The sequence below is a fragment of the Gilvibacter sp. SZ-19 genome, from assembly GCF_002163875.1.
GTDB lineage: Bacteria > Bacteroidota > Bacteroidia > Flavobacteriales > Flavobacteriaceae > Gilvibacter.
This window is the reverse complement of sequence record NZ_CP019333.1, coordinates 1,919,111-1,944,976: the sequence shown is the minus strand read 5'-3', so window position 1 is coordinate 1,944,976 and position 25,866 is coordinate 1,919,111. Positions and strand designations below refer to the sequence as shown.

General features: G+C 44.0%; 20 protein-coding genes, 1 tRNA gene and 1 pseudogene. 5 read left to right on the top strand and 17 right to left on the bottom strand.

All coding sequences use genetic code 11. The features are described 5' to 3' along the window. Nucleotides 1-3: 3 nt before the first annotated feature. From ccoG to BTO09_RS08980, 4 genes are all read left to right on the top strand, one after another. Nucleotides 4-1,425: a cytochrome c oxidase accessory protein CcoG gene (ccoG, locus tag BTO09_RS08995; protein WP_087524451.1), complete on the top strand. Its 1,422-nt coding sequence runs from the start codon at nt 4-6 to the stop codon at nt 1,423-1,425. A 12-nt stretch (nt 1,426-1,437) separates the two neighbouring features. Continuing rightward, nucleotides 1,438-1,893 (top strand): FixH family protein, encoded by a 456-nt coding sequence (locus tag BTO09_RS08990; protein WP_087524450.1) that lies wholly within the window; start codon nt 1,438-1,440, stop codon nt 1,891-1,893. Beyond that, entirely contained in the window at nt 1,894-2,595 is a 702-nt protein-coding gene (locus BTO09_RS08985) for a sulfite exporter TauE/SafE family protein (RefSeq protein WP_087524449.1), read from the top strand. Between the two features lie 285 nt (nt 2,596-2,880). Continuing rightward, nucleotides 2,881-3,168, top strand: coding sequence for a hypothetical protein (locus BTO09_RS08980; protein WP_087524448.1), 288 nt, complete (start codon nt 2,881-2,883; stop codon nt 3,166-3,168). Nucleotides 3,169-3,259: 91 nt separating this feature from the next. On the opposite strand, the gene BTO09_RS08975 is transcribed toward BTO09_RS08980, so the two are convergent. The 9 genes and pseudogenes from BTO09_RS08975 to BTO09_RS08940 all read right to left on the bottom strand — a co-directional run bounded on the left by BTO09_RS08975 (nt 3,260) and on the right by BTO09_RS08940 (nt 14,290). Then, entirely contained in the window at nt 3,260-4,648 is a 1,389-nt protein-coding gene (locus BTO09_RS08975; RefSeq protein ID WP_157663474.1) for a hypothetical protein, read from the bottom strand. Between the two features lie 832 nt (nt 4,649-5,480). Continuing rightward, nucleotides 5,481-5,553, bottom strand: a tRNA-Met gene (locus BTO09_RS08970). A gap of 62 nt (nt 5,554-5,615) precedes the next feature. Beyond that, complete coding sequence (locus BTO09_RS08965; protein WP_087524446.1) at nt 5,616-5,795, bottom strand: CPXCG motif-containing cysteine-rich protein; 180 nt, start codon at nt 5,793-5,795, stop codon at nt 5,616-5,618. Between the two features lie 5 nt (nt 5,796-5,800). Beyond that, entirely contained in the window at nt 5,801-7,120 is a 1,320-nt protein-coding gene (locus tag BTO09_RS08960; RefSeq protein ID WP_232454943.1) for a TolC family protein, read from the bottom strand. Continuing rightward, nucleotides 7,113-10,357, bottom strand: a pseudogene (locus BTO09_RS08955) (efflux RND transporter permease subunit). The gene BTO09_RS08960 and the pseudogene BTO09_RS08955 overlap by 8 nt, the downstream one beginning before the upstream one ends. Before the next feature lie 2 nt (nt 10,358-10,359). Further along, a complete protein-coding gene (locus tag BTO09_RS08950; protein ID WP_369826865.1) occupies nt 10,360-11,295 on the bottom strand; it encodes an efflux RND transporter periplasmic adaptor subunit in 936 nt (311 codons plus the stop codon). Next, entirely contained in the window at nt 11,296-11,502 is a 207-nt protein-coding gene (locus BTO09_RS14670; protein ID WP_369826864.1) for a hypothetical protein, read from the bottom strand. It lies immediately after the preceding gene. 96 nt (nt 11,503-11,598) lie between these two features. After that, the gene (locus tag BTO09_RS08945) at nt 11,599-12,363 is read right to left on the bottom strand and encodes a TerC family protein (RefSeq protein ID WP_087524444.1); all 765 of its coding nucleotides are present in this window, start codon (nt 12,361-12,363) and stop codon (nt 11,599-11,601) included. Nucleotides 12,364-12,376: 13 nt separating this feature from the next. Further along, entirely contained in the window at nt 12,377-14,290 is a 1,914-nt protein-coding gene (locus BTO09_RS08940) for an ABC-F family ATP-binding cassette domain-containing protein (protein WP_087524443.1), read from the bottom strand. Nucleotides 14,291-14,367: 77 nt separating this feature from the next. Here BTO09_RS08940 and BTO09_RS08935 point away from each other — a divergent pair, with 77 nt between their 5' ends. Beyond that, the gene (locus BTO09_RS08935) at nt 14,368-14,739 is read left to right on the top strand and encodes a DUF983 domain-containing protein (protein ID WP_087524442.1); all 372 of its coding nucleotides are present in this window, start codon (nt 14,368-14,370) and stop codon (nt 14,737-14,739) included. Here the strand turns inward: BTO09_RS08935 and BTO09_RS08930 are convergent. The 8 genes from BTO09_RS08930 to BTO09_RS08895 all read right to left on the bottom strand — a co-directional run bounded on the left by BTO09_RS08930 (nt 14,717) and on the right by BTO09_RS08895 (nt 25,579). Further along, nucleotides 14,717-15,766: an FAD-binding oxidoreductase gene (locus BTO09_RS08930; RefSeq protein ID WP_087524441.1), complete on the bottom strand. Its 1,050-nt coding sequence runs from the start codon at nt 15,764-15,766 to the stop codon at nt 14,717-14,719. The genes BTO09_RS08935 and BTO09_RS08930 overlap by 23 nt on opposite strands. An 87-nt stretch (nt 15,767-15,853) precedes the next feature. After that, complete coding sequence (gene gldN, locus BTO09_RS08925; protein ID WP_087524440.1) at nt 15,854-16,750, bottom strand: gliding motility protein GldN; 897 nt, start codon at nt 16,748-16,750, stop codon at nt 15,854-15,856. 22 nt (nt 16,751-16,772) lie between these two features. Next, on the bottom strand, nt 16,773-18,338 hold the full coding sequence (gene gldM, locus BTO09_RS08920; RefSeq protein WP_087524439.1) for a gliding motility protein GldM: 1,566 nt from the start codon (nt 18,336-18,338) through the stop codon (nt 16,773-16,775). A gap of 45 nt (nt 18,339-18,383) precedes the next feature. Further along, the gene (gene gldL, locus BTO09_RS08915) at nt 18,384-19,031 is read right to left on the bottom strand and encodes a gliding motility protein GldL (RefSeq protein WP_087524438.1); all 648 of its coding nucleotides are present in this window, start codon (nt 19,029-19,031) and stop codon (nt 18,384-18,386) included. A 78-nt stretch (nt 19,032-19,109) separates the two neighbouring features. After that, the gene (gene gldK, locus BTO09_RS08910) at nt 19,110-20,486 is read right to left on the bottom strand and encodes a gliding motility lipoprotein GldK (protein WP_087524437.1); all 1,377 of its coding nucleotides are present in this window, start codon (nt 20,484-20,486) and stop codon (nt 19,110-19,112) included. Nucleotides 20,487-20,600: 114 nt separating this feature from the next. Beyond that, the gene (locus BTO09_RS08905) at nt 20,601-21,764 is read right to left on the bottom strand and encodes a formimidoylglutamase (RefSeq protein ID WP_087524436.1); all 1,164 of its coding nucleotides are present in this window, start codon (nt 21,762-21,764) and stop codon (nt 20,601-20,603) included. Between the two features lies 1 nt (nt 21,765). After that, nucleotides 21,766-24,252, bottom strand: coding sequence for a type I DNA topoisomerase (gene topA, locus BTO09_RS08900; RefSeq protein WP_087524435.1), 2,487 nt, complete (start codon nt 24,250-24,252; stop codon nt 21,766-21,768). Between the two features lie 109 nt (nt 24,253-24,361). Then, nucleotides 24,362-25,579 (bottom strand): LVIVD repeat-containing protein, encoded by a 1,218-nt coding sequence (locus tag BTO09_RS08895; RefSeq protein ID WP_087524434.1) that lies wholly within the window; start codon nt 25,577-25,579, stop codon nt 24,362-24,364. Nucleotides 25,580-25,866 lie beyond the last annotated feature (287 nt).

Genomic DNA, 25,866 nt, shown 5'->3' with positions numbered 1-25,866 from the left:
ATCATGGAAACCCCGGAGAACGAAGTATTCAGAGACAGCATTGCCACTATTGACGATAAGGGCAAGCGCGCTTGGATATTTGCTAAAAAACCCAGCGGTCGCTTTTACGAGTACCGCAAAATTGTAAGCTATGTGCTACTGGCTTTTTTGTTCTCCGCTCCCTTTATAAAAGTAAATGGGAATCAGTTCCTCTTGCTCAATGTGCTGGAGCGTCGATTCAACATCTTTGGGTTTCCATTTTGGCCACAAGACTTTCACCTCTTTGTAATAATGATGATCATTGGGGTGGTCTTTGTGATCTTTTTTACAGTGGCCTTTGGCCGACTTTTCTGCGGATGGATATGTCCTCAGACCATTTTTATGGAGATGGTCTTTCGACGTATTGAGTATTGGATAGAAGGCGATCGAGGGAAACAGATCCGCCTGGACAAGCAAGCTTGGAATGCGGAAAAGATCAGAAAAAGAGTGACCAAATGGACAGTGTTCTTTATCATCTCTTTTCTGATAGCCAATGTGTTTCTGGCTTACTTAATTGGCAGTGACAAACTTTTGGAATACATCACAGAAGGTCCGCTGCAGAACATGAGCACTTTTATATCGCTGCTGATCTTTACTGCGGTATTCTACTTTGTGTTCGCCTGGTTTAGAGAACAGGTCTGTGTTATCGCTTGTCCTTATGGCCGCTTACAAGGTGTTTTGCTAGACAACAAGTCCATAGTAGTAGCTTACGACCACAAGCGGGGAGAAAAAGAGGCTGGTAGGGCCAAGTTTAAAAAGAACGAAGATCGCGCAGCTAGTGGCAAGGGCGATTGTATCGATTGCTTTCAATGCGTGCACGTATGCCCTACCGGAATTGACATTAGGAACGGTACCCAATTGGAATGTGTGAACTGTACGGCTTGTATAGATGCCTGCGATTCCATGATGGAGGCAGTAAATCTGCCTAAAGGGCTTATTCGCTACGCTAGCGAGGACAATATAGAAAAGAAGGCCAAATTCACCTTCAATGCGCGTCTTAAAGGCTATTCTGCAGTACTACTGATCTTGATCGGGATCTTTAGCGGGATGCTGTTCTTGAGAAACGACTTGGAGGCTACTATTCTTCGACTGCCTGGACAGCTGTATCAGAAGAAGGAGAATAACATCATCAGCAATGTATACACCTACAAACTGGTGAACAAAACCAGCGACCAGGTGGCCGATATTACTTTTAAACTGCTTTCTCACGATGGAACAGTGACCATTGTGAGTATGGACACCTTTGATGTGCCCAGACAAGGCTTGGCAGAAGGAACCTTATACATCGACATCCCAAGAAGGGAAGTAGATGCAGACAATATCAAATTAAAAATCGGGGTCTACAGTGGGGACGAGCTGATCGAAACGGCTAAAACCACCTTTTTAGGCCCTATCAGTTATCAATAAAATTCAAACGGTATGAGCACTGTAAAATTGAATTGGGGAACAGGACTGGTGATCGGCATGCTGCTGTTCATTGGGTTCATCCTGTATTTTGTCATCACCATGATGACCGATTCCAAATACGACCACGAATTGGTGGTAGAAGATTATTATAAACAAGAGCTGGTCTTGAATCAGCAGCTGGAAGCCAAACAGAATCTAGCTACCCTCTCTGGGCCAATAGTGAGCAAAAGAGCTCCGCAGGGCTGGATCCTAGAGTTTCCAGAAGAACTCAATAAAGAAAATACTAAAGGTACAGTGTTCCTATACAGACCGTCTGACAAGCATCTCGATTCCGACTTTCCATTAGTTCTATCGGAATCCAATTTGCTCATACCTGAAACCCGCTTGTTGGACGGTCGCTGGAACATTAAAGTATCGTGGGAGTACCAAGGAAAACCATTTCTATACGAAACCACTATACAGTATTAAATGCTAGTTTCCGGCTTAATATTAGGTTTATTGGGTAGCCTGCATTGCATTGGCATGTGTGGCCCTATTGCCTTTCTTTTACCTGTCAGTCGAGACAACCACAGCCTTCGCTTGGTACAGATAGGCAGTTATCACTTAGGCCGATTCACTGCTTACGGACTCTTAGGACTTGTCTTCGGATTCTTAGGAAAAGGACTCTCTTTATTCGGGGCGCAACAATACTTGAGCATCATAGCCGGAGTGCTCCTGTTGTTAACAGTGACGATTCCACAGCGAATACTCTTTAAACACAGTCTTTCCAAACCTTTGGCGCTAGCAATTGGCAAACTTAAGTCTGCCTTAGGACAAGCCCTTAAATCCAAACGCCCGGACACCTTTTTAACCCTTGGACTCCTCAACGGGTTCTTACCCTGTGGTCTGGTGTATATGGCTGTGTTCGGTTCTTTGGCTTTGGCCAATCCATGGCAAGGAAGCCTGTATATGGTGCTGTTTGGTCTGGGTACCTTACCCCTAATGACAGGAGCCATCTATGCCGGAAATTTCTTGAACAAAACCATACAGCTCAAAATTCGCAAAGCAATTCCGGTTATGGTCGCTTTAATAGCTTGTTTGTTTATCCTTCGAGGATTGGGCTTGGGAATCCCCTATGTCTCTCCTAAATTAAATCCGCAGAAAATAGAGGCTAAAATAGAGTGTCATTAAAAAAGCGCGGCTTGTATAAGTCGCGCTTTTTTGATTGTATTTCTTATCTGCAAGTATACGTTAGTAAAGACAGATTTCAAGGCATGGAATTGTTTCTTTTTAGGGATGCTCGGGCATTTACTTTATGTTTCAATTCCTTGACAATCATTAAAATGAGTGTCGTTTAATATATAACAACTCTCGTGCCAAAAATCCTCAAAAGGAATTTGTCGAGCTGACCAATATCATATTCTAGCCGCTTCTAGCCCTTTAGTTTTGTGGTGTAAACAATTAAAATCAAATACCATGAGTGCACTATATGCTAAACTGAATCAAGACTGGACAGAAAATTTTATGCTCTACGCTTCAACGGCGATCATTGTATCGACCTGTTTGGGCGGAATAGCCGTATATACGATATTTTTGAACGGCAGCTCATTTTGGCAAATGGCTCAGGTATTTATGGCAGTGGTAATGTGTACTGGAGTGCTAGCTTCTATTCTGACGGTTCAAAAACCTAAAGTAGTGCTCAATACGCTATTGGGTAGTCTGGCTATCTGTATCCTACTCATAGCAATGAATCTGCTCTTCTAAAAAGCAACACTAAAAACCTAAAGACCACAATGGATTCTTAAATCTGTTGTGGTTTTTTTGTTTTGGCATTTCACAGTAAGGCAGAAATTTATCATTTATTATCGTTTTTTATTTTTTGAATGATTTCTTGATATTCTGCCGAATTTCTGAGCGGATCTAGAGGTTCAAAATTGGCTATGGATTTGTAGTCCTTGTAACCACTGGCAATAAGGCGTTCTAGGTAATTGAGTGTTAACTTTTGATCTGGGATCTTCATAGCATTTCTCATCTGAACAAAATAACCGTAAGGCCGATCGGGCGCCGTATAGATCCAGACATCAAAACAGAACATAAGTTGTTGTAAAGTTAAAGAGTCGCTTCTGCTGTAGGCCGCTTCGTAGGAGGTTACAGCCAACTGAGCGATTATTCTTTGAAACATACGCTTTTCAAAAGGATCCGAAGTCTCCTCTATCTGCTGTAAGATCTTCGCAATCCGCTTTTCCCAAGGTTGGGCATTGGGCTTTGACTTCTCAATATCCTCCAATAGTTTTTGGGTATAAGTCTCGGCCAATTCCTGCTCTTTTATCAAAGCTTCAGTATACTGACGCTGCTGAGTTTTGAATGCTTCCGTGGCCCTCAGGGATCTGGCTTTTTGAACAATACTGTCTACACCGAAAAAGCTGCTAAAATTGTTCGCGGCCCGCTCGTAACGTTCATGTAGTCGAACTAAATTCTTCGGGTCATAATTCAATTCCGCACGCTTTAGTGCTTGCTGGTACAGTTCTTCCAATTCAGAAAGATCCAATTCCACCAATCCCTTTTTATGAGCCTCCAACTGCAACCAATCAAAAGCCACAACAAGCTGGTCTTGCGTAGGCCATTGATGAGCAATTCCGTAGGTGAACAACTCATTGGATACCCCTAAGGCACTGAGCAGCTTTTTGTTGTTCTTCATTTCCATATAGTTCATGTCTCGATCTCCTACGATTCCGGCATAGGAGAAGCTCTCGATTCCTACCGGAGCCACATTCCCAGGAAATCCGGACCCACAGGCTATAACGCCTTGTATACGTTTGGTGAGTACTGCTATGGCTGTGGCCAATCTAGATCCACCGGAAAAGCCAGCCGTGTAAATTCTATTATTGTCTATGTTGAAGTTGGAAAAAATATGCTCAAAGAGCCTGTTGGTATAATCGAAATTCTGTTGTTGAGGACCATTTTTATTGTTGTTCGAACACACCAGGACATAACCATATTTTTCTGCTGCTTTTACAAAGAGGCTCACTCCATGGCTACCAGAACCCCCAGGGTGAAAAATAAAGACAATAGGAGACAAGACCTCTGATCTGTAGGAAGTAGGCAAATAAAGGGCAAAGGTCTCATTTTCTGTACCTGACACCCTTACAGAATCAATAATCATCCCAAGCTCATAATCATCAGTTTGGGCAATAGATGGAGAAAGAATTCCACAAAGAAGCATTAAGACAAATACAGCTCTCATCAGTTACTCTACAAGGTTTAATAATTAACTATATCGAATTTAATTCTTTTTAAAGAAAATTAAGAGCCTTGTGATTTGTGTGCTTTTTTGGGCGCTTGCCGTAGTAGCACTTTGCACTCTACAGCACCGCGCTCTCCGCTTTATCTCTTCGCGTTGCTTAGAGGCTATCGAAATGTAGTTTTACAACAGTAAAACCAAACGTCTAATAGACATTTGATGAAGATATCTGCGATCGCTAGCGCGGGCAGCTTATAAACTAAACTTAGTGGCAGGATTCATTTACTGCGTAAATGATCGTTCAGAGTCAACGCTGAAAGCGCAACCCTCAGTTGCTTCGCAACTATATTTCAATACCTCGTTTGCTTACGCAAAACTACAGGATTGATTCACTTTATGAATCTTCCTTTCACGCCGATGCTGAAAGCGCAACCCTCAGTTGCTTCGCAACTATATTTCAATACCTCGTTTGCTTACGCAAACAAGTTTGCTCGCAAACTCAGTATTGAACTATTCACCTCCGGTGAGGGTTGCGCTTATTTTGGCGGGAGCAGGATTCACTGCAGCGCGCTTTGCTCTGCTGCAGTGGTCCTAGGGGGAAGCTTCACGAAGAAAGCCTCATCGCTTTGCGATGATGGCTTATTTCTTTGCCTTACAAGCAGAAGGCAGGATTCATTTTTTGCATCCGCAAAAAATGGTCCTGAGTGGGGTAGCTTTACAAAGAAAACCATATCGCTGCGCGATATCGGTTTATTTTATGCCCCTTTAAGCCATCGAGCAAGCTCGTGGCTTCAGGGCATAAAAAAACCAGAAGCGATGCTTCTGGTTTTCTTTGTAGCGGGAGCAGGACTCGAACCTGCGACCTTCGGGTTATGAGCCCGACGAGCTACCTACTGCTCTATCCCGCGATGTGGACTGCAAATATACAACGCTTTTAAAAACTGGCAAAGGGCTGTAGGGCCTTTTTTTACTACTGTTCTATGCTATTTGCTTCGAAGCTGCTAAGCTGCTGATCGTCAAAGCGAACGCTGATCTCAATAGGATTACAGCAAACTTCGCAATCTTCTATATAGGTCTGAGAAACGGAAGGATCGAGCAACATAGAGATTGTTTCCCAGCAATACGGACACTGAAACAAATGCTCTTCCATAACTATTAGAAATCTACATTAAGGATCTGACCAGAAAGCTGCAAGAGCTCAAGTTCTGCCAGTTTAGCCTGGTACTTGGCCAAATTTCGATTGGTCTGACTATTGAGCAAATTGATCTGGGCTTGTCGGAGTTCTACTGAAGATATTTGCCCTAATTTATAACGCTCTGCGGAGCGCTCATAATTGTCTTGAGCGGTCAGTACATTTTGTCTTTGCAGCCTATATATCTCTAAACTATTCTGATAGTTTCCGCGAGCGTTCGCTAAATTTCTAGCGGTCTCTACCTCTAACTGCTTCTCGACCAACTCCTGATTATCTCTTAGAATACGCGCTGTCTTTACATTGGTGATTCCTGTTCCTCCATCAAAGAGGTTCCAATTCAAACTTAAACCAACAGAGAGTCCTGTACTAGTACTACTAGTGGCAAAACTGGTTACCGGGAACTGTCCTTCGTTCCATCCGTAGGAACCATTGAGATTCAGACTTGGCAAGAAAACACTTTTTGCAGCCTTGTAACTGTAATCACTCAATTGGATATTGCTCTTAGCGATCAACAATTCGACATTGTTCTGTGGAGCAGCTGTATAAAACTCCTCCATGCGGATGGGATTAATAAAATTCACCGCTGTGTCTACTGTAAACTCCCTGTCTAGCTCACTGTTGAGCACCACGGTAAGATCGCGTTTCGCATTGCGCAATAGCTGTCTTCCATTGATAAGATTAATACTATCAGTAACCAGATCGACCTCTGCGTTGAGAACCTCCAATTTGTTTACTTGTCCGTAATCGAACTGGTATTGAGCCCGCGTAAGTCTGTCTTGTGTATTGGCGTAGGTCTGTTCTAGCACAGAAACATTCTCGCGCAACCTTGCAACTTCATAATAGACGGTAAACAACTGCAGCAAGGTAGTCTCTATGGTCTGCCGGACCTGTAATTCACTCAAATTGTACTGTTCTTTGAAACGCTTGTAGTCATACCATCTTCCCAAACCATCAAAAAGGGTGTAATTCAAATTAAGCGCTGCGTTATAACGCTCTGTTTCGGCTCCATTTACCGAATTAACCTCTCCGTTTCTAAAGGTAACCTCCTGATCTTCGTTGCTGTAATTAAAGCCTGCTGTTGCGCTTAAAATTGGCAAAAAACGAGAATTCAAAATACTGGAGTTGGCATCTGCAATGGCCAGTTGATTTCTAGCGATAACAATTCCAAAATTGCGCTCTAAAGCTTCTGCCACCGCAATTTCTTTTGACAATTGAGGTAGTTCTTGCCCTATAGTGCACAATGGCAAGAGTATAAATAATAGTATGTAAGTTGACTTATTCACCGGAAACAGTTTGTGGAGCTGCTGCGGTCATTGCTGCAGGCTGATTGTGCCCCTGTTCAACTTCTAATTCTTTTATGGCTCTTTCTGCGGCCTCTTTTGGGATCTTCTTTCCTGAGATCAACCAGAAACCATTGGTCTTAATATCGTTGGCCACAGAGAGCATCAACGGTAAAATGATAAGTGTGAGTACCGTGGCAATAGCAATTCCGTAGGCAATACTAATAGCCATCGGGATAAGGAACTGCGCCTGTCTGCTCTTTTCTAAAAGCAGTGGAGCTATACCCGCAATAGTTGTTAAAGAGGTAAGGAAAATAGCTCTGAATCTGGAGCGACCGGCCTCGTATAAAGCTTGGTCGAACTTCATCCCTTCTTTGAGATAGCTGTTGAACTTTCCTATGAGTACTAGTCCGTCGTTGACCATGATCCCAATTAGAGCAATGATTCCCAATGCCGATAAGATATTGATCGGGAAATTGTGCAACCAGTGCCCCCAGGCTACAGCTATAAAACTGAATGGGATCAGCAAAATCAGCATAAACGGTTGGCTATAACTTCTAAAGGTAAATGCAATGACCACATAGATCAAAAACAAGACCACCGGGATCACCGCGTTTGCAGAGCGCTGTAATTTTAGAGCCTCTCTGTTTTGCCCTTCGTATAATGGCGCTACAGTTGGATATTTAGAGAGGATGTCTGGCATCACTTCGTTCTTGATCTCATCTAAGATCTCTGTTGGACTGGTTTCCAGATCGGCCAGATCTGCATTGAGTTGTATCTCACGTTGTCCGTTCAAGTGGCTAATGGATTCCACTCCCCGAGCTATGCTGTAATTAGCTATCTCCCCAAAAGGAACTCTCGTGCCCGCCGGAGTAAGGATCCGCATTTGGTCAAGATCTTCTATAGATTCTCTGTTGGTTCTGTCATAGCGCACCCAAACCCGAATCTCGTCTTGCCCGCGCTGAAATCGCTGTGCCTGCAAGCCAAAGAATCCAGCGCGTACCTGACTCATGACCTCTCTTAAGTTCAAGCCAAGGGCGTAGGCACTTTCGTTGAGCTCTATATTGATCTCTTTGATACCTTCCGGATCAGTGTCGGTAACATCTGCGAGCAATGGATTGTTATCCATGTACTCTCGGAGTTCTGTCTTTGCGGCTTCCAGTTCTGTGGAATTATTTCCTAGCAGGGAGACCGAGACAGGACTTCCTCCAAAATTTCCTCCGGAACCAAAAGTAAGTCGCTCTACACCGTATACCTCGCCCACCGCATTTCGGATAGCATTGGTGATCTCTGGCGAGCTAAAATCGCGCTCTTCTCCAGGTAATAGGTTCACGGCTAATGATGCTTTGTTATTCCCTGGACCCACACGTTTTATGATATTTTCAACCACCTGCTTGTTGCCGGTCTGACGTGCGGTAAAATCCTCATTCACCTTCCAAGCCTGTCGTTCTACCATAGTAATTATAGAATCCGTGATGCGCGGATTGGTACCCTCTGGCATTAGCAGATCGATGCTTACCTGATCACTGGCAATTCTAGGAAAGAACGAACTCTTGATCACATTTCCTTGGAAGGCTCCGACGGTTAAGATCATCAGTGCCATTAAGATCGAAAAGGTCAAGAATCGGTTCTTTAAAGAGAAGGCTAAAACTGGGCTATAGATCCTATCGCGGCAATAGCGCATAAAACGATCGCCATACACGTTGAAACTTCTGAGTTTAGCAAAGAATTTTCCTATTCCAGATTGCTTTCCTTCTCTTGCTCCTCTGGCGGTAATAAAGCTTTAGAATGTGCAATATGCGCCGGTAAGATGATAAGTGCTTCGATTAAAGATACTCCTAATGTCAGCATTACGATCACAGAAACTTCACTAAAGAAATCCCCTATTCGACCGTCTAAGAACATAAAAGTTGAAAAGGCTAAAATGGTAGTTAGAATTGCCGATAGAATCGGAGGAAGCACCTCCATAGTTCCGTCTATAGCCGCTTGTATTCTGGGTTTCCCCTTTTCGTATTGCTGATAGATATTCTCAGAGATCACGATCCCATCGTCTACCAAGATCCCAATCACGATGATCATACCAAAGAGCGAAAGCACATTGATAGTCACTCCGAATTGCGCCGCAAAAATGAACATCCCCAGAAAAGATATTGGCAAGCCAAAGGCAACCCAAAATGCCAAACGCGTATTTAAAAAGAAGGACAAGAACAACAGCACCAAAAGAATTCCCATGGCCCCGTTTTCTAGCAAGAGATCTGTACGTTGGTTTAGCCGTATAGACGAATCGCTCACCACGTTGATCTGCACCGCTTTGTACTTCTGATTAAAGGTCTCTACATAGGCATTAACAGCCTCTGCAGAAGAAATTAAATCTTCGTTATTGGTGTTGGTTATGCCAATATTGACCGCCACATTTCCATTGAAATAAGACGCATTTGGGGTTTCAGAAAAACGATCTCTAACATCGGCTACATCGTCTAAACGTACAATAGTTCCGTTAGGATTGGCTCTGACAATGAGTCCATTGAGTTCGTCGCCGTAATACGACCGGTTATTGGCTCGGATCAAATAGTCTTCTGCCTCGGTCTTGATGTTTCCGCCGCTACTTAAAATATTGGCTTGTGCAACGGCATTAGCAACTTCGGTAAAACTCAGGTTGTATGCCAATAGGTCGTTCTCTCTCACAGCGATCTCGATCTCCTCTTCCGGATATCCCGAGACCGTGATCTGAGAAATTCCCTCGATCGCCCGTAAGTCATTTTCTACTTGACGTCCAATTTGCTTTAAGGTTGCCAGATCTACATTTTCGCCACTAATGGCAAAGTCAATGGTCTGTCTAACCTGCTCTTGTTTGGCAACAACCAGAGGTTCCATTCCTGTAGGGTAATTAGGCACGCGATCTACTGCGTTCTTGACCTCGGCCAACATGACGTCTATATCTTCGTCTGAATCGATCTCTACAGTGATACTTCCGCCATTTTCTCGTGAGACCGAAGTAACCCGTTCCACACCCTTAAGGCCTTTTAGGTTGTCTTCTATTTTTAGAACAACTCCTTCTTCTATCTCCTGCGGAGCTGCTCCAGGATAGGCTATATTGATACTGATGATCTCCGATTCCTGCAGCGGAAAGAACGACGACTTAAGTCGCAGCATTCCTATCACCCCAAAAATGATAAAGGCCAATATCAAGACATTGACAGCAACCTCGAACTTGATAAAGTAACTAATGAGTTTTCTCATAATTAGGGCTGTGCTGTAGTTTTTGCCTCTTGGGCTTCATCCATTATGTATTTGACCTTCATGCCAGGATAGGCTCCTGGGATGGGTTTAGACAACATAAGCAGACCGTCTTCTAGTCCTTTAATGACCACATTCTTATCTGAAAAATGAACAGGATCTACTGCAATAAGATCCAGCACCGAGTCGCGAACCACATAGACCTCAGATTCGTTGACCAATAATTTTCTACTGATCTGGACCGCATTTTCCTGATCACGAGCCGCTAGTGCTGCCTCTAAGTACATACCTTCCTTTAGATCTGGCGCAGCAACATCGACAAAAACCGCAATGGTCTGTGTGGCTTGATCAATCTTTGCGTTGATCCGACTCACAGTACCTGTATAGGTTCGGGTCTTGTTGAGGTTGACTAAGGTCACTGCCGCACCTCGTTTGAGCAGATCGCTAAATTCCTTAGTTACCGCGAGTTCCAATTCGTAACTTGATGGATCAATGAATTCTCCCAATTGTTGTCCGGTTCGAACCAGTGTTCCCTTATTGACCAAGGCAGCAGTCAATATTCCGTCAAAGGGCGCGCGCATTACGTATTTGCCCAAGCGCTGTTCTTGGTTCTTAATGTTGTAATAAGCGGTGGTAATGCCTCGACCGCTAATAAAATATCCCAATTTATCATCCTTGAGCTCTGGTAATGCTGGCAAGGATTTATCAATACTTATACTACTGAGATAATCTTGCCATACCGGATAAGCTTCCGGATAATCCAAACGCAGATCTGGCATTAAGGAGGTGATCAGGTTGTAAAACTCGCTACGTGCTGACTGCACAGAGGCATAAAACTCATCTGCGTCTAAACGCAAAAGAACTTCTCCACGCCGGTACTCTTGTCCGGGTTTAAAGTCGCGACTGCTGCTGTTGAACACACCTTGAACCTCTGCATACAACTACAACCTGTTCTTAGCCATGAGTGTTCCATTGGCGGCAACTGTAATAGGAACCGTCGTATTAGAAACAGGAGTTACAAATACGGTTTTAACAACTTCCTTGGCTACAGGTTTGGGTTGTTTGTTCGCACTTATGATCGCTTTGGCTCCAAAAAAGGCAGCTACCAGCAAAAGTGCTCCGAAGAGATATAATAGAATTTTACGCATTTTTCCGGTTGGTTAACACGCAAAATTACTGCAACTAAAAAGGGCCTCGCGTTAAAGGATTCATAAATAAAGGAGAGGCTAAGGCTATCTAAAAAATCAATTTGAAGCGCGCTTCTGCCCTTTGTTCTTTGCTGCGCGAATCACCAAGAACTCCACAAAAATAGAGAATGCCATGGCCGAATAGATATACCCTTTAGCTATAGGTTGTTCTATGGATTCTGCAATCAGGGAGATCCCGATAAGCAGTAAGAAAGAAAGGGCCAAGATCTTCACACTCGGATGCTGATTCACAAACTGGCTAATAAAGTTCAGACTAAAGACCATAAAGATCATACTCACCACAACGGCCGCTATCATGATCTCCACATCTTCTGCCATACCCACAGCGGTGATCACAGAGTCGAGCCCAAAGACTATATCCAAAAGTCCAATTTGGATCACTGTGTTTAAAAAGGTGGTTGGTTTTTTCTTGCCTGTGGCCAAATGGGATTCGCCTTCGACATTCTCGTGGATCTCTTTGATACTCTTATACATCAAAAACATCCCACCGATCATTAAAATAAGATCGCGTCCAGAGATCGATAGTCTTTCATGCCATTCACCATCTATACCAAACCAATCCGCCAAATTGAATAGTGGCGTGGTCAGAGTCATTACCCAGGTGATGGACAACAGCAGAACGATCCGTGTGAACAAGGCGAAGAGCAAACCGAGGTTACGCCCTTTTTTCTGTTGCTCGGGCGGGAGTTTATCGGTTTGAATCGAAATGAACACAATGTTATCGACCCCTAAGATGATCTCCATGATCACCAAGGTCAAAAAGGCTGCCCAGGCTTCGGTGCTGGTCAATAATTCCCACATAATCTAAAGGGCGTTAATTCAATTGATCTATAGCTTCGCTGAGGTCTTCCCAGCGTTGCATGAGTTGTTCAAGTTCGTCTTTTTTGGCTTGATATCCGTCAAAAAAGGAAGGATCTTTCACGGTTTCGTCGTAATTCACTTCTAAGGCGACGTCTGACTCTTTTATGGCTTTCTCCAAAGCTGAGATCTGCGATTCCACCTTGCTAAGCTTGTTTTTAAGCGATTTGAGCTGTTTTTGCTCTTCGTAAGACTTCTTGGACGCTGTACTAGCTGTCTTAGCCACTGCGACCTCGCTGCGCTTTTCTGCTTCTCGCATGGAACGCAGGTTGCGTTCTTGCAAGAAATACTCAATATCGCCCAAATACTCTTTGATCTTGTGATCTCTAAATTCGTAAACCTTATTGGTAAGGCCTTGTAAAAAATCACGATCGTGCGAGACCAAGATCAAAGTGCCTTCATAATTAGCCAGGGCCTCCTTTAGAACATTCTTGGATTTGATGTCCAAGTGATTGGTAGGCTCATCCATAATAAGTACATTGAAGGGTTGTAAAAGCAGCTTGGCCAACGCCAAACGATTGCGTTCACCTCCAGACAATACGCGCACGTATTTGTCAACAGCTTCATCTCTAAAGAGGAATGCCCCAAGTATGTCCCTTACCTTGGTTCTGTTCTTTTCATTGGCCGCATCGATCATGGTATCTAAAACCGTCTTGGATCCGTCTAAATGATCGGCTTGATCCTGGGCAAAATAACCCAGTTGTACATTGTGTCCTAGCTTGACCTTACCTTCGTGAGCGATCTCGCCCACAATGATCTTGGCCAGAGTGGTCTTTCCTTGTCCGTTCTGACCCACAAAGGCGATCTTGCTATCGCGCTCCACCAACATTTCCAAAGGGCGCAATACGCGCTTTTCGCCATAGCTCTTGGCTACATCTTCTAACTCTAACACTACCTTACCTGGAGTAACAGAGACCGGAAAGCGAACACTCATCACCGCATTGTCGTCTTGATCCACTTCTATGCGATCTATCTTGTCCAGCTTTTTGATCAGTGACTGGGCCATGGTCGCTTTAGAAGCCTTAGCTCGAAACTTTTCAATTAGTTTTTCTGTTTGGGCGATCTGTTTCTGCTGATTCTTTTGCGCCGCCAATTGCTGGGTACGCAGCTCATTGCGTAGCGTTAAATACTCGCTATAGGGTTTCGGATAATCGTAAATACGGCCCAAGGAGATCTCTATGGTGCGATTAGTAATAGTATCTAAGAAGACCTTATCGTGGGATACAATAACAACGGCTCCGGTATACTGTTTTAAAAACTCTTCCAGCCATAAAATAGATTCAATATCCAAGTGGTTGGTCGGCTCATCGAGTAATAAGACATCGTTGTCTTGCAAGAGCAGTTTAGCGAGTTCTACACGCATACGCCATCCTCCAGAAAAAGTGGAAGTGAGCTTGTCAAAATCCGCAGCAGTAAAACCAAGACCTTTTAGAATGCGTTCGGTATCGCCCTGATAGTTATAACCCCCCAACAATTCGTACTGATGTTGTACGTCGTTGAGATCTATCATAAGCTGATTGTAACTCTCGCTCTCGTAATCGGTGCGCTCTGCCAATTGTAGATTGATCTGCTCCAAGCGCGCCTCCAATTCTTTGATCTTCACAAAGGCCTTCTGGGCTTCTTCTTTAACCGTACATCCCTTTTCAAAGTCGATGTCTTGCTTTAAGAATCCTATGCGAAGTTCCTTGTCTGTGGCTATCTGCCCAGAATCGTATTCTTGCTCTTGGGCCAAGATCCGCAGCAAAGTAGACTTCCCAGCACCGTTTTTTCCAACAAGACCTACGCGGTCTCCTCCACCCAATTTAAAGGTAAGTTCGCTAAAGAGATCCTCGCCCTGAAAAGAAACCGATAAGTTGTGTACGTTTAACATAGAAGAGTGACTTAAGTCACATTTTTGGTAGTGCAAATATCTTTAATTTTACAGGGCTAAAAAAATTACAGACATCAATGTTAAAAGGCACTAAACTCTACAGCATATTAACCGGCACTTGCCCGGTCTGTCAAAAGGAAAGCATGTATAGCAGCAGTAAGTTATACGCTCCGGGTAAGACCTTGGAAATGAACGAACGCTGCTCCCATTGCAACACCAAATACAAGATAGAACCCTCTTTCTTTTACGGAGCCATGTATGTCAGTTATGGCGTAGGCGTTGCCTTTGCAGTTGCCACCTTTATCATAACCTATGTTTTCTTAGGGATGGATCGCTTGCAGTCTTTCTTGGCAATTGTGGCTGTTTTGGTACTAGGCTTGCCTGTTATTCTGCGCTTGTCCAGAAACATCTGGATCAACTTCTTTTTCAATTACGATAAAAACGCTTAATATCTATTTCTTCTGGTAAGGGCTGATCGTGCTCCAGATGCTCATATAACTGATGCGCAACCGTTGGTCCAATCATAATTCCGCGCGTACCCAAACCGTTAAGCATAGCTATTTGTGTATACTCCGGATGCACACCCACTAGCGGACGGCGATCTGCAGTTGTGGGTCTTATCCCAACACGATGTTCTACAACCGTATATTCTAGTTCGATGAGTTTTTCTAAGGCCTTAAGCAACTTTTCTTTGCCTTCGTCGGTTGGGTCCAGGGTTTTATCCTGCCAATTGTAAGTAGCCCCAACAGAGAATCGAGTACCACCCAAGGGGATGATGAAAACATCGGTCTTTAAGACAAAATCAAGTTTGAGATCCGGCACATCAACGATAAGCAATTCCCCTTTGTTACCTTTTAATTTAGAAGAGTCGAAATAAGGGTTCTGCTTTAAGCCAAATCCTTCTGCAAAAACAATCTTCTTTGCCTGGATATTCTTGTAGCCAACGCCTGTAGTCAGATCGAGCTGGTTGTAATCGAGGCGTTCACTGATTAGCAAACCCCGCTCGCGCAAATTCTCTGCATAAGCTTGCATGAGTGCAGCAGTATCCACCTTCCCGGTGTTCAATACCTGTCCCATTCCAAAAGGAACCTTGACCCCTTTTGGTGCATTGCTAATAGGAGTAGGATTCAAATAGGGTTTTAAATGAGGTTTGTCGGTGGCAATTGTCCAATTGTTCAGATCTTCATAGGACTGAAACTTTTTATGTACGGGCAATTTATGATCAAAGGTCTTACCCAATCGCGCTTCTATTTCACAGTAAACCGGCAAAGCCCGGTCTAACTGCTCCGCAGCATTCCAAGAAAGTGTAAGCCGTTTTAAGATCACAGGGTTATATAAACCTCCAGAAACCCAGGAGGAATAATTTTCACCGCTGTCAAAGACCACAAAGGACTTGCCCTGCTTTTGCAAGAGCTCCACAAAGTTGATCCCGGCCAAGCCCAGCCCAACTACGATATAGTCTACTTCGGTTTTCATCCGCAGCAAAAATACTACTATAAAAAATAAAAGCGCCACTCATAAAGAGCAGCGCTTTTCCCTAATTTACTAATGGAAATTCTTCTGTTAATAGTTCCACATATCCATTTCTAGATTGCGGATCCTTTCTTTGATTCTGTCGGACTCAAGCAATTGCATGAGTGCGTTATCGCTAATATAATCCTTAACCTGTCGGTCTCCTTGGACATTGTCCTCGCGATAGATTATACCATTAAAGCGTCTAGAATTCAAGATATGGTCGAACGATATAGGTTGGGAGGTGTTTAGGCGATTGAACGCTTTTGCCTCGTGCAGCACCTTACGGGCGCTTGGGAACCAAACCCAAAACAGTTCTACTTTGTCTGTTGCTTGATCTGGGAAAGCCAAAGAACGCGCTTCCGGGGCAACCGGAGCCAATCCTAGCAAACGGTACTTCAATTCCCCCTGACGCTTGTCAAGGTACCAGTAACCGCGTATGTGCCATTCCAAGATATCTGCTGCACCCAAGTCGAATTTACGGATGTATTCATCGTCCACACGGCCTTCTGCGTTGAACTGACGGATACCGGCATCGGTAGTGTCTGTATAGCGCAAAGAAGCACTGATATCGTTTAGGGTACGTTTTTCTGTAAAGTAAGAGTCCGCGTAAACATGCTCAATAGTACCGTCCTTGATGTTCTTCACCAGTACATCGTAAAGCGAACGTCTGTCCGCACCGATGTTGTTGGTGTCAATTGGGTAATAAAGCGGAAAGTTTACACGCTCGTCCAAGTCAATGATCTCCCAGGTGGTCTTAGACCACAATACGTCACGCTCATCTACGTAACCGTAAGGTAGCGGTTCGTCATTATCGTAAGCGATCTGTTCTGCCGTCTTCATTCCGATCTCCTCGGGAGTCTTGGCATTGAGTATGTTGCGCTGGGCCAAGGTGGTAAAGCTTACCATCAAGGTCATTACAAATACCAAAGCAATTCTTGACTTCATCATTTCTATAGCTTTTTTTATTCTAGTTTGTTAACTCTACAAATACAGGAGAGATTCGCTGTAATCTGTAACTGGAGTTTCCTTGGATCTGCGCTTTGATATCAAAGATCTGAACTGTCTCACCACGCTTCGCTCTACGTAGGGCCGCTTTGGCTCTATCGTCTAGCTTACGTCCGTTAACCACCACTGTTGGTTGTCCGGAAACCTTAAAGCTAAAGCTGGTCACTGCCAATTTCAGGTCAAAGTCAAAATCCAATAATTCTGCACCAATAGAAGCAATTTCCAAAGAGGATCTCGGCATACGCACTGCACCACCGTTTCCATCTTCGCCACTCACTGTACCTGTTGGACGTGGAATGTCCTTGATACGGAAAGTAGCTGGAGTACTGATACGTTGTCCGTCTGGCAATGTACCGCTAGCGGTAATGGTTACCTCACGTCCTTGACCAGGCTTCATCACGTACTTGCTTCCAGACACGCGGCTTAGACCGGCACCTGAGGCAGAAACATTGTTATCTGGAATACCAGGGATAGAAACCGTCATTGGGTTATCTACACCGCGGTATACTACATTCATCTTATCGGCAGAGATTACTGCGGAGTTTGGCTTAGTGATGGTCGCGAAACCAGTGTTTACATCAACTTCGATTTCCTTACCATCTTCTCCGTAGATCAGTTTACCTTCGATCTTGTGATCTCCAGCTCCACCAGCACCAATTTTCAATTTGATACGACCACCGTCAATGGTGTAGTCTCTATCACGCTGAAGTGGTCTACCGTCTAATGTCAATTCCTCACGCTTAGGAACTGTAGTGGCATCTGTGCGTCCTAGTAAGATCTCCCCGTCAAAGGTCTCTCCTACGTAGTACGCAGACTTAGGTGCATCCATAAAAGTGTTGTACTTATCCATGGAAAGCAACTCACCTTGAACACCAGAAAGGAACAAGTTCAATAGTTCACTCTTAGTGGTCTTGATGTCCGCTTGCATTTGTGTAAGCTTGGTCAAAGACGCTACCATAGGTACACGCTCAAAGTTGTAGTTCATCCAGTCGATCTTTACACCATCACGATCTGTCACCTGATCTGTTGCAAAATTCTCATCAACATACTCTTTGATATCAGGGTAATCACTTCCGATCACCGCGTCCATTTCTGTACGGTACTTGTTAACCGCTGCCAAAAAAGCTTGACCGTCATCTTTAAGACCGTCTGCGTTAAAGAACTTCTGATCTAAGAAATCAGATTTGTCCATCACTTCGTAATCGGTCGCATCTTCAACTGTAGACTTCATTTCTGTCTTAATAGATTCGATGAAGCTGTCGAACTCATCGGAAACTACACTTACACGATCAGCCTTTTCCTTTAATGCCGCGTACTGTTCTGGAGCGTCAGTGGCTTTTGTAGCAAGACTTGCCATAAAGCTATTGTTTCGCTCTGTAGCCGCAACATTGGCTTGTTCTAATTTATTATTCAACAGTCCAAAGGCAGTCAAGACTTCCTTGGAGATGTTGAGGGCGAGCATAGCGATGAAAACCAGATACATCAGGTTAATCATCTTCTGCCGCGGAGATAGTTTTCCTCCTGCCATAACTTCTTCTGTTTTAGATTAAGGGGTTAGTAAGTAAAAACTATCTTAGTTTCTATTCATTGCAGAAAGCATACCTCCGTATACACCGTTCAATGAAGAAAGGTTAGAAGTCAAATTTTCCATTTGTGCTTTCAATTGAGCTGCATTTTCTACAACTTGCTCGTTTACTTCTGCCTGACGGCTGGTAGATTCAACCTGTACTTTGTAAAGTGAGTTTAGCGACTCCATTTGAGCAGCGGCTAAAGCCATCTCTTCACTGTACTTCTTAGTTGAATTCATAGCTTCGGTAGTAGGGGCCATACTCTTAGCTGCGCCTTCAAAAGAACGGATGCTTTCTCCTAGACTTGTCATAAGACCTTCGTCGATCTTAGCTGCTTTAAGCATTTCGTCTAATTTTTGTGATAGTAGACCTTGGGCGTCTTGGGGTTTTTCATCTTTCTTCTTTCCATTTGATTTTCCACCAGCTAGTTCTGGGTAAACCAATGACCAGTCTAGATCGTCGTCTACTGGTTCGAAAGCAGAGATAGCAAAGATTATTGCTTCTGTAATTAGTCCTACTGCAAGTAGTACACCACCGTTAAGTGGTCCTAGCTCCCAGTGAAGGATCTTAAATAGTGCCCCTAGGATAACGATAGAGGCTCCTAGTCCGTAAGCCATGTTAAATAGCTTCTTAGATGATTTTGATTGTGCCATAATAAATAAATTAAGTTAAGTTACTACTGTTAGTCATTTTACTAAATGAACACCGGCTAGCATAGACCGGTGATGTCTTTATCGACCGTCGCCGAATTGTTCGTTAAGAACGACGTCGGTTCCCATATAATCCTGCACAGTTCTGAAGCCAATATAGCTACGTGCAGAATCAGCGTATTCGTAGTCGCGGGTACTCACTTGTAGGAAGTATGCAACATCCTTCCAAGATCCACCACGGATCACTTTACGCATGTTATTCTTGTCATTCACGTTAGGGTTGATCGTAGAAGAGTAGTCATAAGAATTGGGGTCATAAGATGATGCTACCCATTCCGATACGTTCCCTGCCATGTTGTAGAGGTTGTAGTCGTTTGGTTCGTAAGCGTCTGCCTCCACTGTGTACAATGCCTGGTCGGCAGCGTAATCACCGCGAAGCGGCTTAAAGTTCGCCATGAAACATCCGCGGTCGTTCTTAGCGTAAGGACCACCCCATGGGAAGGTCGCAGACTCCAAGCCACCACGTGCAGCGTATTCCCACTCGGCCTCTCCTGGCAAGCGGAAGCTGTTCACGTACTGACGACGACGCGATTTCTGATAAGCGTTCTTGTATAAAGTTCTCCAAGCACAGAATGCTTTGGCCTGCTTCCAGTTCACACCCACAACTGGGTACTCACCGTAAGCCTCGTGCCAGAAGTAATCGTTGTGCATTGGCTCGTTGTACGAGTAATTAAAGTCTTTGATCCATACGGTAGTATCAGGATATACATTCACCGTATCTTTTTTGATAAAGTCCTTACGGCGCTTACTGTTGTCGCGAGCAGCAGCTTGAATGTCCATATAAGAATACTGGAAGTTCAATTTGCTCACATCGATAGTGCGTTGTCCGTTGTAGGCCTCCTCAATAGGAATATACATAGAATCCATTACCTCAGCGTAATACTCGTCAGGGTATTCGCTAGTGTCCCAGATTATGTCAATTTCTCTGTTGATCTTGCGACCAGCGTAGTAGTCATCTCCCATTCCGAAGTAATTGTCATACATATACTTCTCATAAGGAGTCATGTCGTCTGTGTTCTCCTGGTCAACGAAGGCGAATTCGCCAATACCATCATCACCCGGTGTTGCGCCAACCTCATCGGCCAAAATAGCCAAACGTAGACGTACAGTAGAATCGCGTACCCAGTTTACAAATTGTCTGTATTCTGCGTTCGTAATCTCTGTCTCATCCATGTAAAAGGAGCGCACGGTAACCGTTCGAGTCGGGGCATCGTTTACCGCAACAATGTCGTCATCAGCTTTACCCATAATGAAAGATCCTCCCGGAATAAGGGTCATTCCGAATGGCTTTTCAGGGTGCCATTTCTTTCCTTTAGCACCAACCAATTCTCCACGATCGGTCGAATTACAGGACACTAAAAGAGCAGCAAATGCAACAATTGCAAATAGCTTTTTCATAGGTGTTTAGGTTAAAAGTTCAAGATTTTAAGGGCGTAAACCTATTTATAATATTTGAAAAATACAACAAAAAAGTCAAAAACCCCTAAAATCGCAAAGTCGTTAAATAGTCTGTTAAACTTCGTTTTTACGTCTTGCTTTGTACCAACGTTCTGGAATTTTCTGATTACAGGCATCCTCATAATCGCGGTACGTGCATGGTAATAACGTATGTCTTTTTAATTTATTATTAACATTTGAAATAAATGGCAATTCTATCCACCATCTACCCGTTTTTTTGCTCTTTTTAAAGCGCAAAGTCTGTTCGTTCACCGGAACGGTGTATGTGAGGTATTCGTTTTCGTTTGTAAAATTTCCGTCGTCTATGCGGTAATTGACCCCTTCTGCAAAGTACCAGATCATCTGAGCAATAAGCATAGCGGCGCGCTCGGCTTCTCGGTTCCCTTCTAACTCGTAGATCCCAAAAGAACTCACACGATTGCTTATTCCTGCATAACGCGCAATGGCACAGATCTCTCTACCGTCGAATCCATTGGGCATATAACCGTAATCGTGCGTAAGCTCGGTACTCTTTATGGCCGAGATATCTATAGCGACAATATCTGCATCGCGCATAATGGGCTCTACAGAAGAAATATCCGCAGCAACCTCTCCCAAACGATAAGCTTCAAAATAAAGGCGCTGAATAAGATCTATCTCGTCTGCGGAGTTAAAATAGGTCTGATATCCAATATTGGCGTAGTTGAACAAATTATAAGGTTTGTCTACTACCATCTTACCTATATAAGAGGTATTGCTTATCGGCAGGTCTGCATCGCCAAGGTCAAAACGAGAATCCACATTCACCATATTAACCATAGCACCGCGATCATCGTACGCCCTGTAATTGGCATAAACCAGATCTTGACTACCACCTAATATAATAGGTATGATATTTTGCTGATGCAATTCGAGTACTACTTGTCGCAAAGCGAAGTAGGTATCCTCTACGCTCTCCCCAGGCATGATATCTCCCAGGTCGGCAATTTGGATGTGCCAACTGCCAGGATAAAGACTGTAAACCGCTTTTCTGATGTTGTCAAAGGATACTGCGCGCCCTACAAAGTCTGCAGAACGTCTGTTCTCTTGCACCCCAATGATGGCCATTTCGCAGCCCGTGAGATCCGGAAAGGCAGTTCCCGGACTGTGAATACGCATCTTAGTACCCAAAGTGTTATCGGGTAATAACTCTTTGTGGGCCACTACGGCCTTACTCACCGGACTTAAAAAATCTGTCATCTTATTTCTTGGCGGCTGCTTTGCGTTTGGTGGTCTTTTTCTTTTTCGGAGCTTGTTTCTCCAAGATCGCCTGAGCTTCTTCTAAGGTCATCTCCTGTGCCTTGGTGGTCTTAGGGAGTTCCACTTTGGTCTTGCCCTTTATCAGGTTAAACCTACCCCAACGCGCCTTTTCCAAACGAATGCCTGCATCGGCCCAGTCGTGGATCAGTTTATCGCGCTCTTTCTGGAGTTTGTCTTCGATCAGGGTTTCTATATCATCTCCGCTCAGATTGTCAAAGTCGTATTTTTTGTTCACGTTAATGAACATATTGTTCCATTTGATAAATGGTCCGAAGCGACCTTTCCCTTTCTGAACCGGCATATCTTTATACCTATATATAGGAGCGTCTGCTTTCTTTTTGGCCTCGATGAGTTCAATGGCATCTTCTTTAGATACATCTAGCGGATCCTTTCCGGCCGGAAGAGAGATAAACTTCTTGCCAAAACGCACATAAGGCCCATAACGCCCATTGTTCACTTCTATAGCTTCTCCTTCGTACTCCCCGAGATCTCTAGGCAGCTTGAACAGATCCAAAGCCTCTTCTAGGGTAATGGTAGTGAGTTGTTGTTCCGGAGTTAAACTGGCAAATTGCTTCTCTTCGTCGTCTGGGGCTCCAATTTGCGCCATAGGACCAAATTTACCTAAGCGTACCAAGACAGTCTTGCCAGATTCCGGATGGGTTCCCAAGATACGCTCTCCGCTTTCACGTTCAGCGTTCTCTGCCACATCTTTTACCTGCGGATGGAACGAGTGATAGAAATCACGCATCATCTCCGTCCACTTCTCGTCGCCATCGGCGATCTGGTCAAAGTCTTCCTCTACCTTGGCGGTAAAGTTGTAATCGACAATATTGTCAAAGTGATCGACCAAGAAGTCGTTAACTATCATACCTATATCTGTAGGCACTAATTTTCCTTTGTCCGAACCTACCATTTCGGTCAACTCTTTAGCAGAGATCTTACCGTTCTTTAAGGTAAGCTGCTCGTACTTGCGCTCGCTACCATCAACAGTCCCTTTCTCGACGTAGTTTCTATTCTGGATCGTAGAAATGGTCGGCGCGTAGGTAGACGGACGTCCAATTCCTAGCTCTTCTAATTTCTTTACCAAAGATGCTTCAGTGTATCGATACGGCGGACGCGTAAAGCGCTCCGTTGCGGTGATGTACTTGTTCTTGAGCGGATCACCTTCTGCCAGACTTGGCAACATGCCGTCCTGTTCTTCTTCGTCATCATCTATTCCTTCCAGATATACCTTTAGGAAACCGTCAAATTTGATCATTTCACCATTTGCAGTGAAAAGCTCCTTGTGCGTGTTGGCCTCTATCTTTACCTGAGTGCGCTCCAATTTCGCATCGCTCATTTGCGAGGCAATGGTTCGTTTCCAGATAAGTTCGTATAAACGCGCCTGGTCTCTATCGATATCTACGGCATGACGTGACATATCGGTTGGGCGAATGGCTTCGTGAGCTTCTTGGGCTCCTTTGGCCTTACCTTTATAATTACGCGGTTTGGAATACTCCTCTCCGTAAGATTTTGTGATCTCTTCTTTGGCTGCAGCTTTAGCTTCGTCAGACAGGTTAACACTGTCAGTTCTCATATAAGTGATAAGACCCGCTTCGTACAAACGCTGGGCTAAGGTCATTGTCTTACTCACAGAGAAATAAAGCTTTCGGGAAGCCTCTTGCTGTAAGGTAGAAGTAGTAAACGGCGCCGCCGGAGATTTCTTAGCTGGTTTTTTGGTCAGACTAGCAATGGAAAAATCGGCATTTAAATTCTTTTCTAAGAAGGAATTGGCTTCTGCGGAGCTGTCAAAGTTCTGTGGCAACTTAGCCTTAAAGCTTTTTCCCTCCTCGGTTTCAAACATTGCATCCACACGGTAGGAAGCCACGGGTGTGAAATCCATGATCTCCCGCTCACGCTCTACAATAAGTCTAACAGAAACCGATTGTACACGACCGGCAGAAAGGCCGCCTTTTACTTTACGCCACAATACTGGCGATATCTCATAACCCACTAATCTATCCAAAACGCGACGTGCCTGCTGGGCATTCACTAAGTTGTAATCGATAGAGCGCGGATTGGCAATGGCCTTTAAAATGGCCGATTTGGTGATCTCGTGAAATACGATGCGTTTGGTCTTGTCTTCTGTAAGTCCTAAGGATTCGAACAAGTGCCAAGCAATGGCTTCTCCTTCGCGGTCCTCATCACTGGCTAGCCATACCATTTCTGCTTTGGCAGCCATTTCTTTGAGTTCCTTTACCAGTTTTTTCTTGTCCGATGGGACCACGTATTTCGGCTTGAAATCGCCCTCAACATCAACCCCTAATTCCTTAGACGGAAGGTCTACAATGTGTCCAAAACTCGAAGCTACCTTGTACTCTTTTCCGAGGAACTTCTCAATAGTTTTGGCCTTTGCAGGGGACTCCACAATAACCAAATTCTTCGCCATATTTCATTTTATTTGGGCTACAAAAGTAGGTCAAATTTTTTTTACACCTATTAAGGCACTAAAAAAGCCCTGCGTAAAACAGGGCTTTTAGAAGGAATTTAAAGCGAACTTAATTTAAACTAAAACTTGCTATAAGACCGATTCCTTCATCGGTGTATTCGTAATTGTATAAGGTATTGTTACCTATCATGATCATCCATTGTTCCATAGGGATGACATCGTAAATTTCAAGATCGTTGTAAGTGATGATCCGGTTAGCCTCTACGGGATTGGTTATATCGTAAACAGCGAAGCCAAAACTTCCGTCGCTTACATAAAGCCTGTTGCCTTTAACCCCAAGACCATATGGTTCGTTCATTACTTCGGATTTGACAATGAACGGATTCGATCGATCGGTAATATCTACAACATCTAGCAAACTATCGGGTTGGCCACACCAATTTCCGCCTCTAACGGTAACGAAAGCATAGTCGCCTTGAACCACAACAGGGTCACAACCGGTGATATGAGTTACCGACGACAAAAAGTTTGGATCGCCAGGATTACTGAGGCCGTAAATGAACATACCAACAGGGCTACCTATATATAGGTAATCGCCATCGCTAAAAATAGTTTCCACATTAGCACCTACTAAAACCTCACCTCGCAGCTGAGGATTGTCTAGATCACTGATCTGAAATGAGAAGATTCTAAAGGAATCCACCACATATAAATATTCTCCTGTGATGTTGAATCGAGCCAAAGAACCACCAGTTCCGGTTTGTCCACCTGCATCAGACGAGAGCACATCTATGGTAGCTTCGTCTCCGCGGTCAAACTCGCGCAGTTCTGTGGTGTAGGTCCACCCTACTACTACCTCGCTAGCTGGGTCGTACTCTCCGTAATCGACCTCCCAAATGAGCCCTTCAAAATCGGGTTGGCGCTCTGGCAACACATCTTCCAATCGATTGATCAAACTTGGGTTTGCCGGATCGGTGAAATCAAAAACATAAAGATCCAACCAGCTATCGGCGTAGAGAATGTCGTTCTTAACAGCCATATCTACATTTCCCGGGATATTGATAAAACCAATCTTCGCCGGATTCGCAGGGTCGCTGTTGTCTATAATGTGAATACCTTTATACTTATCGTTAACAAGAACGTATTGCCCATAGGCATAGATCTTTCCAGATTCTGAGATCTGTTGCACTGGCCCAGGGCCCACACTAGCTCTGAACTCCGCCTTGGTAGTGGTTTGAGCTGTAGCGATAAGCACCTCTTGCGTATAGGTGTCGTCGGAGCAACTCCAGAAGCCCGCTAGTACAAGAATCAATAATAACTTTTTCATCTATTTAAGAATTTTTATTTGTCCGATAATCAAGCAAATAAAAATTATCTGCATAGATCAACCGCTTTGCTTTCGCACAAAAAATTTAATTATTACAATGGAATACTAGTAATTAAATTTGTTTGTGCTCATTTCATTAGGTGGTGTTTAATTGCAATTCATTTTTCTAGCAGACGCAAGCAAAGGCAAAACGTTGCGTTAGATTTAAGATTATTTATGAACGATTTAGGACACTGACACTTTGTCATAATTTGGATTAAATCCTATCTTTGCATACTAATTGATGG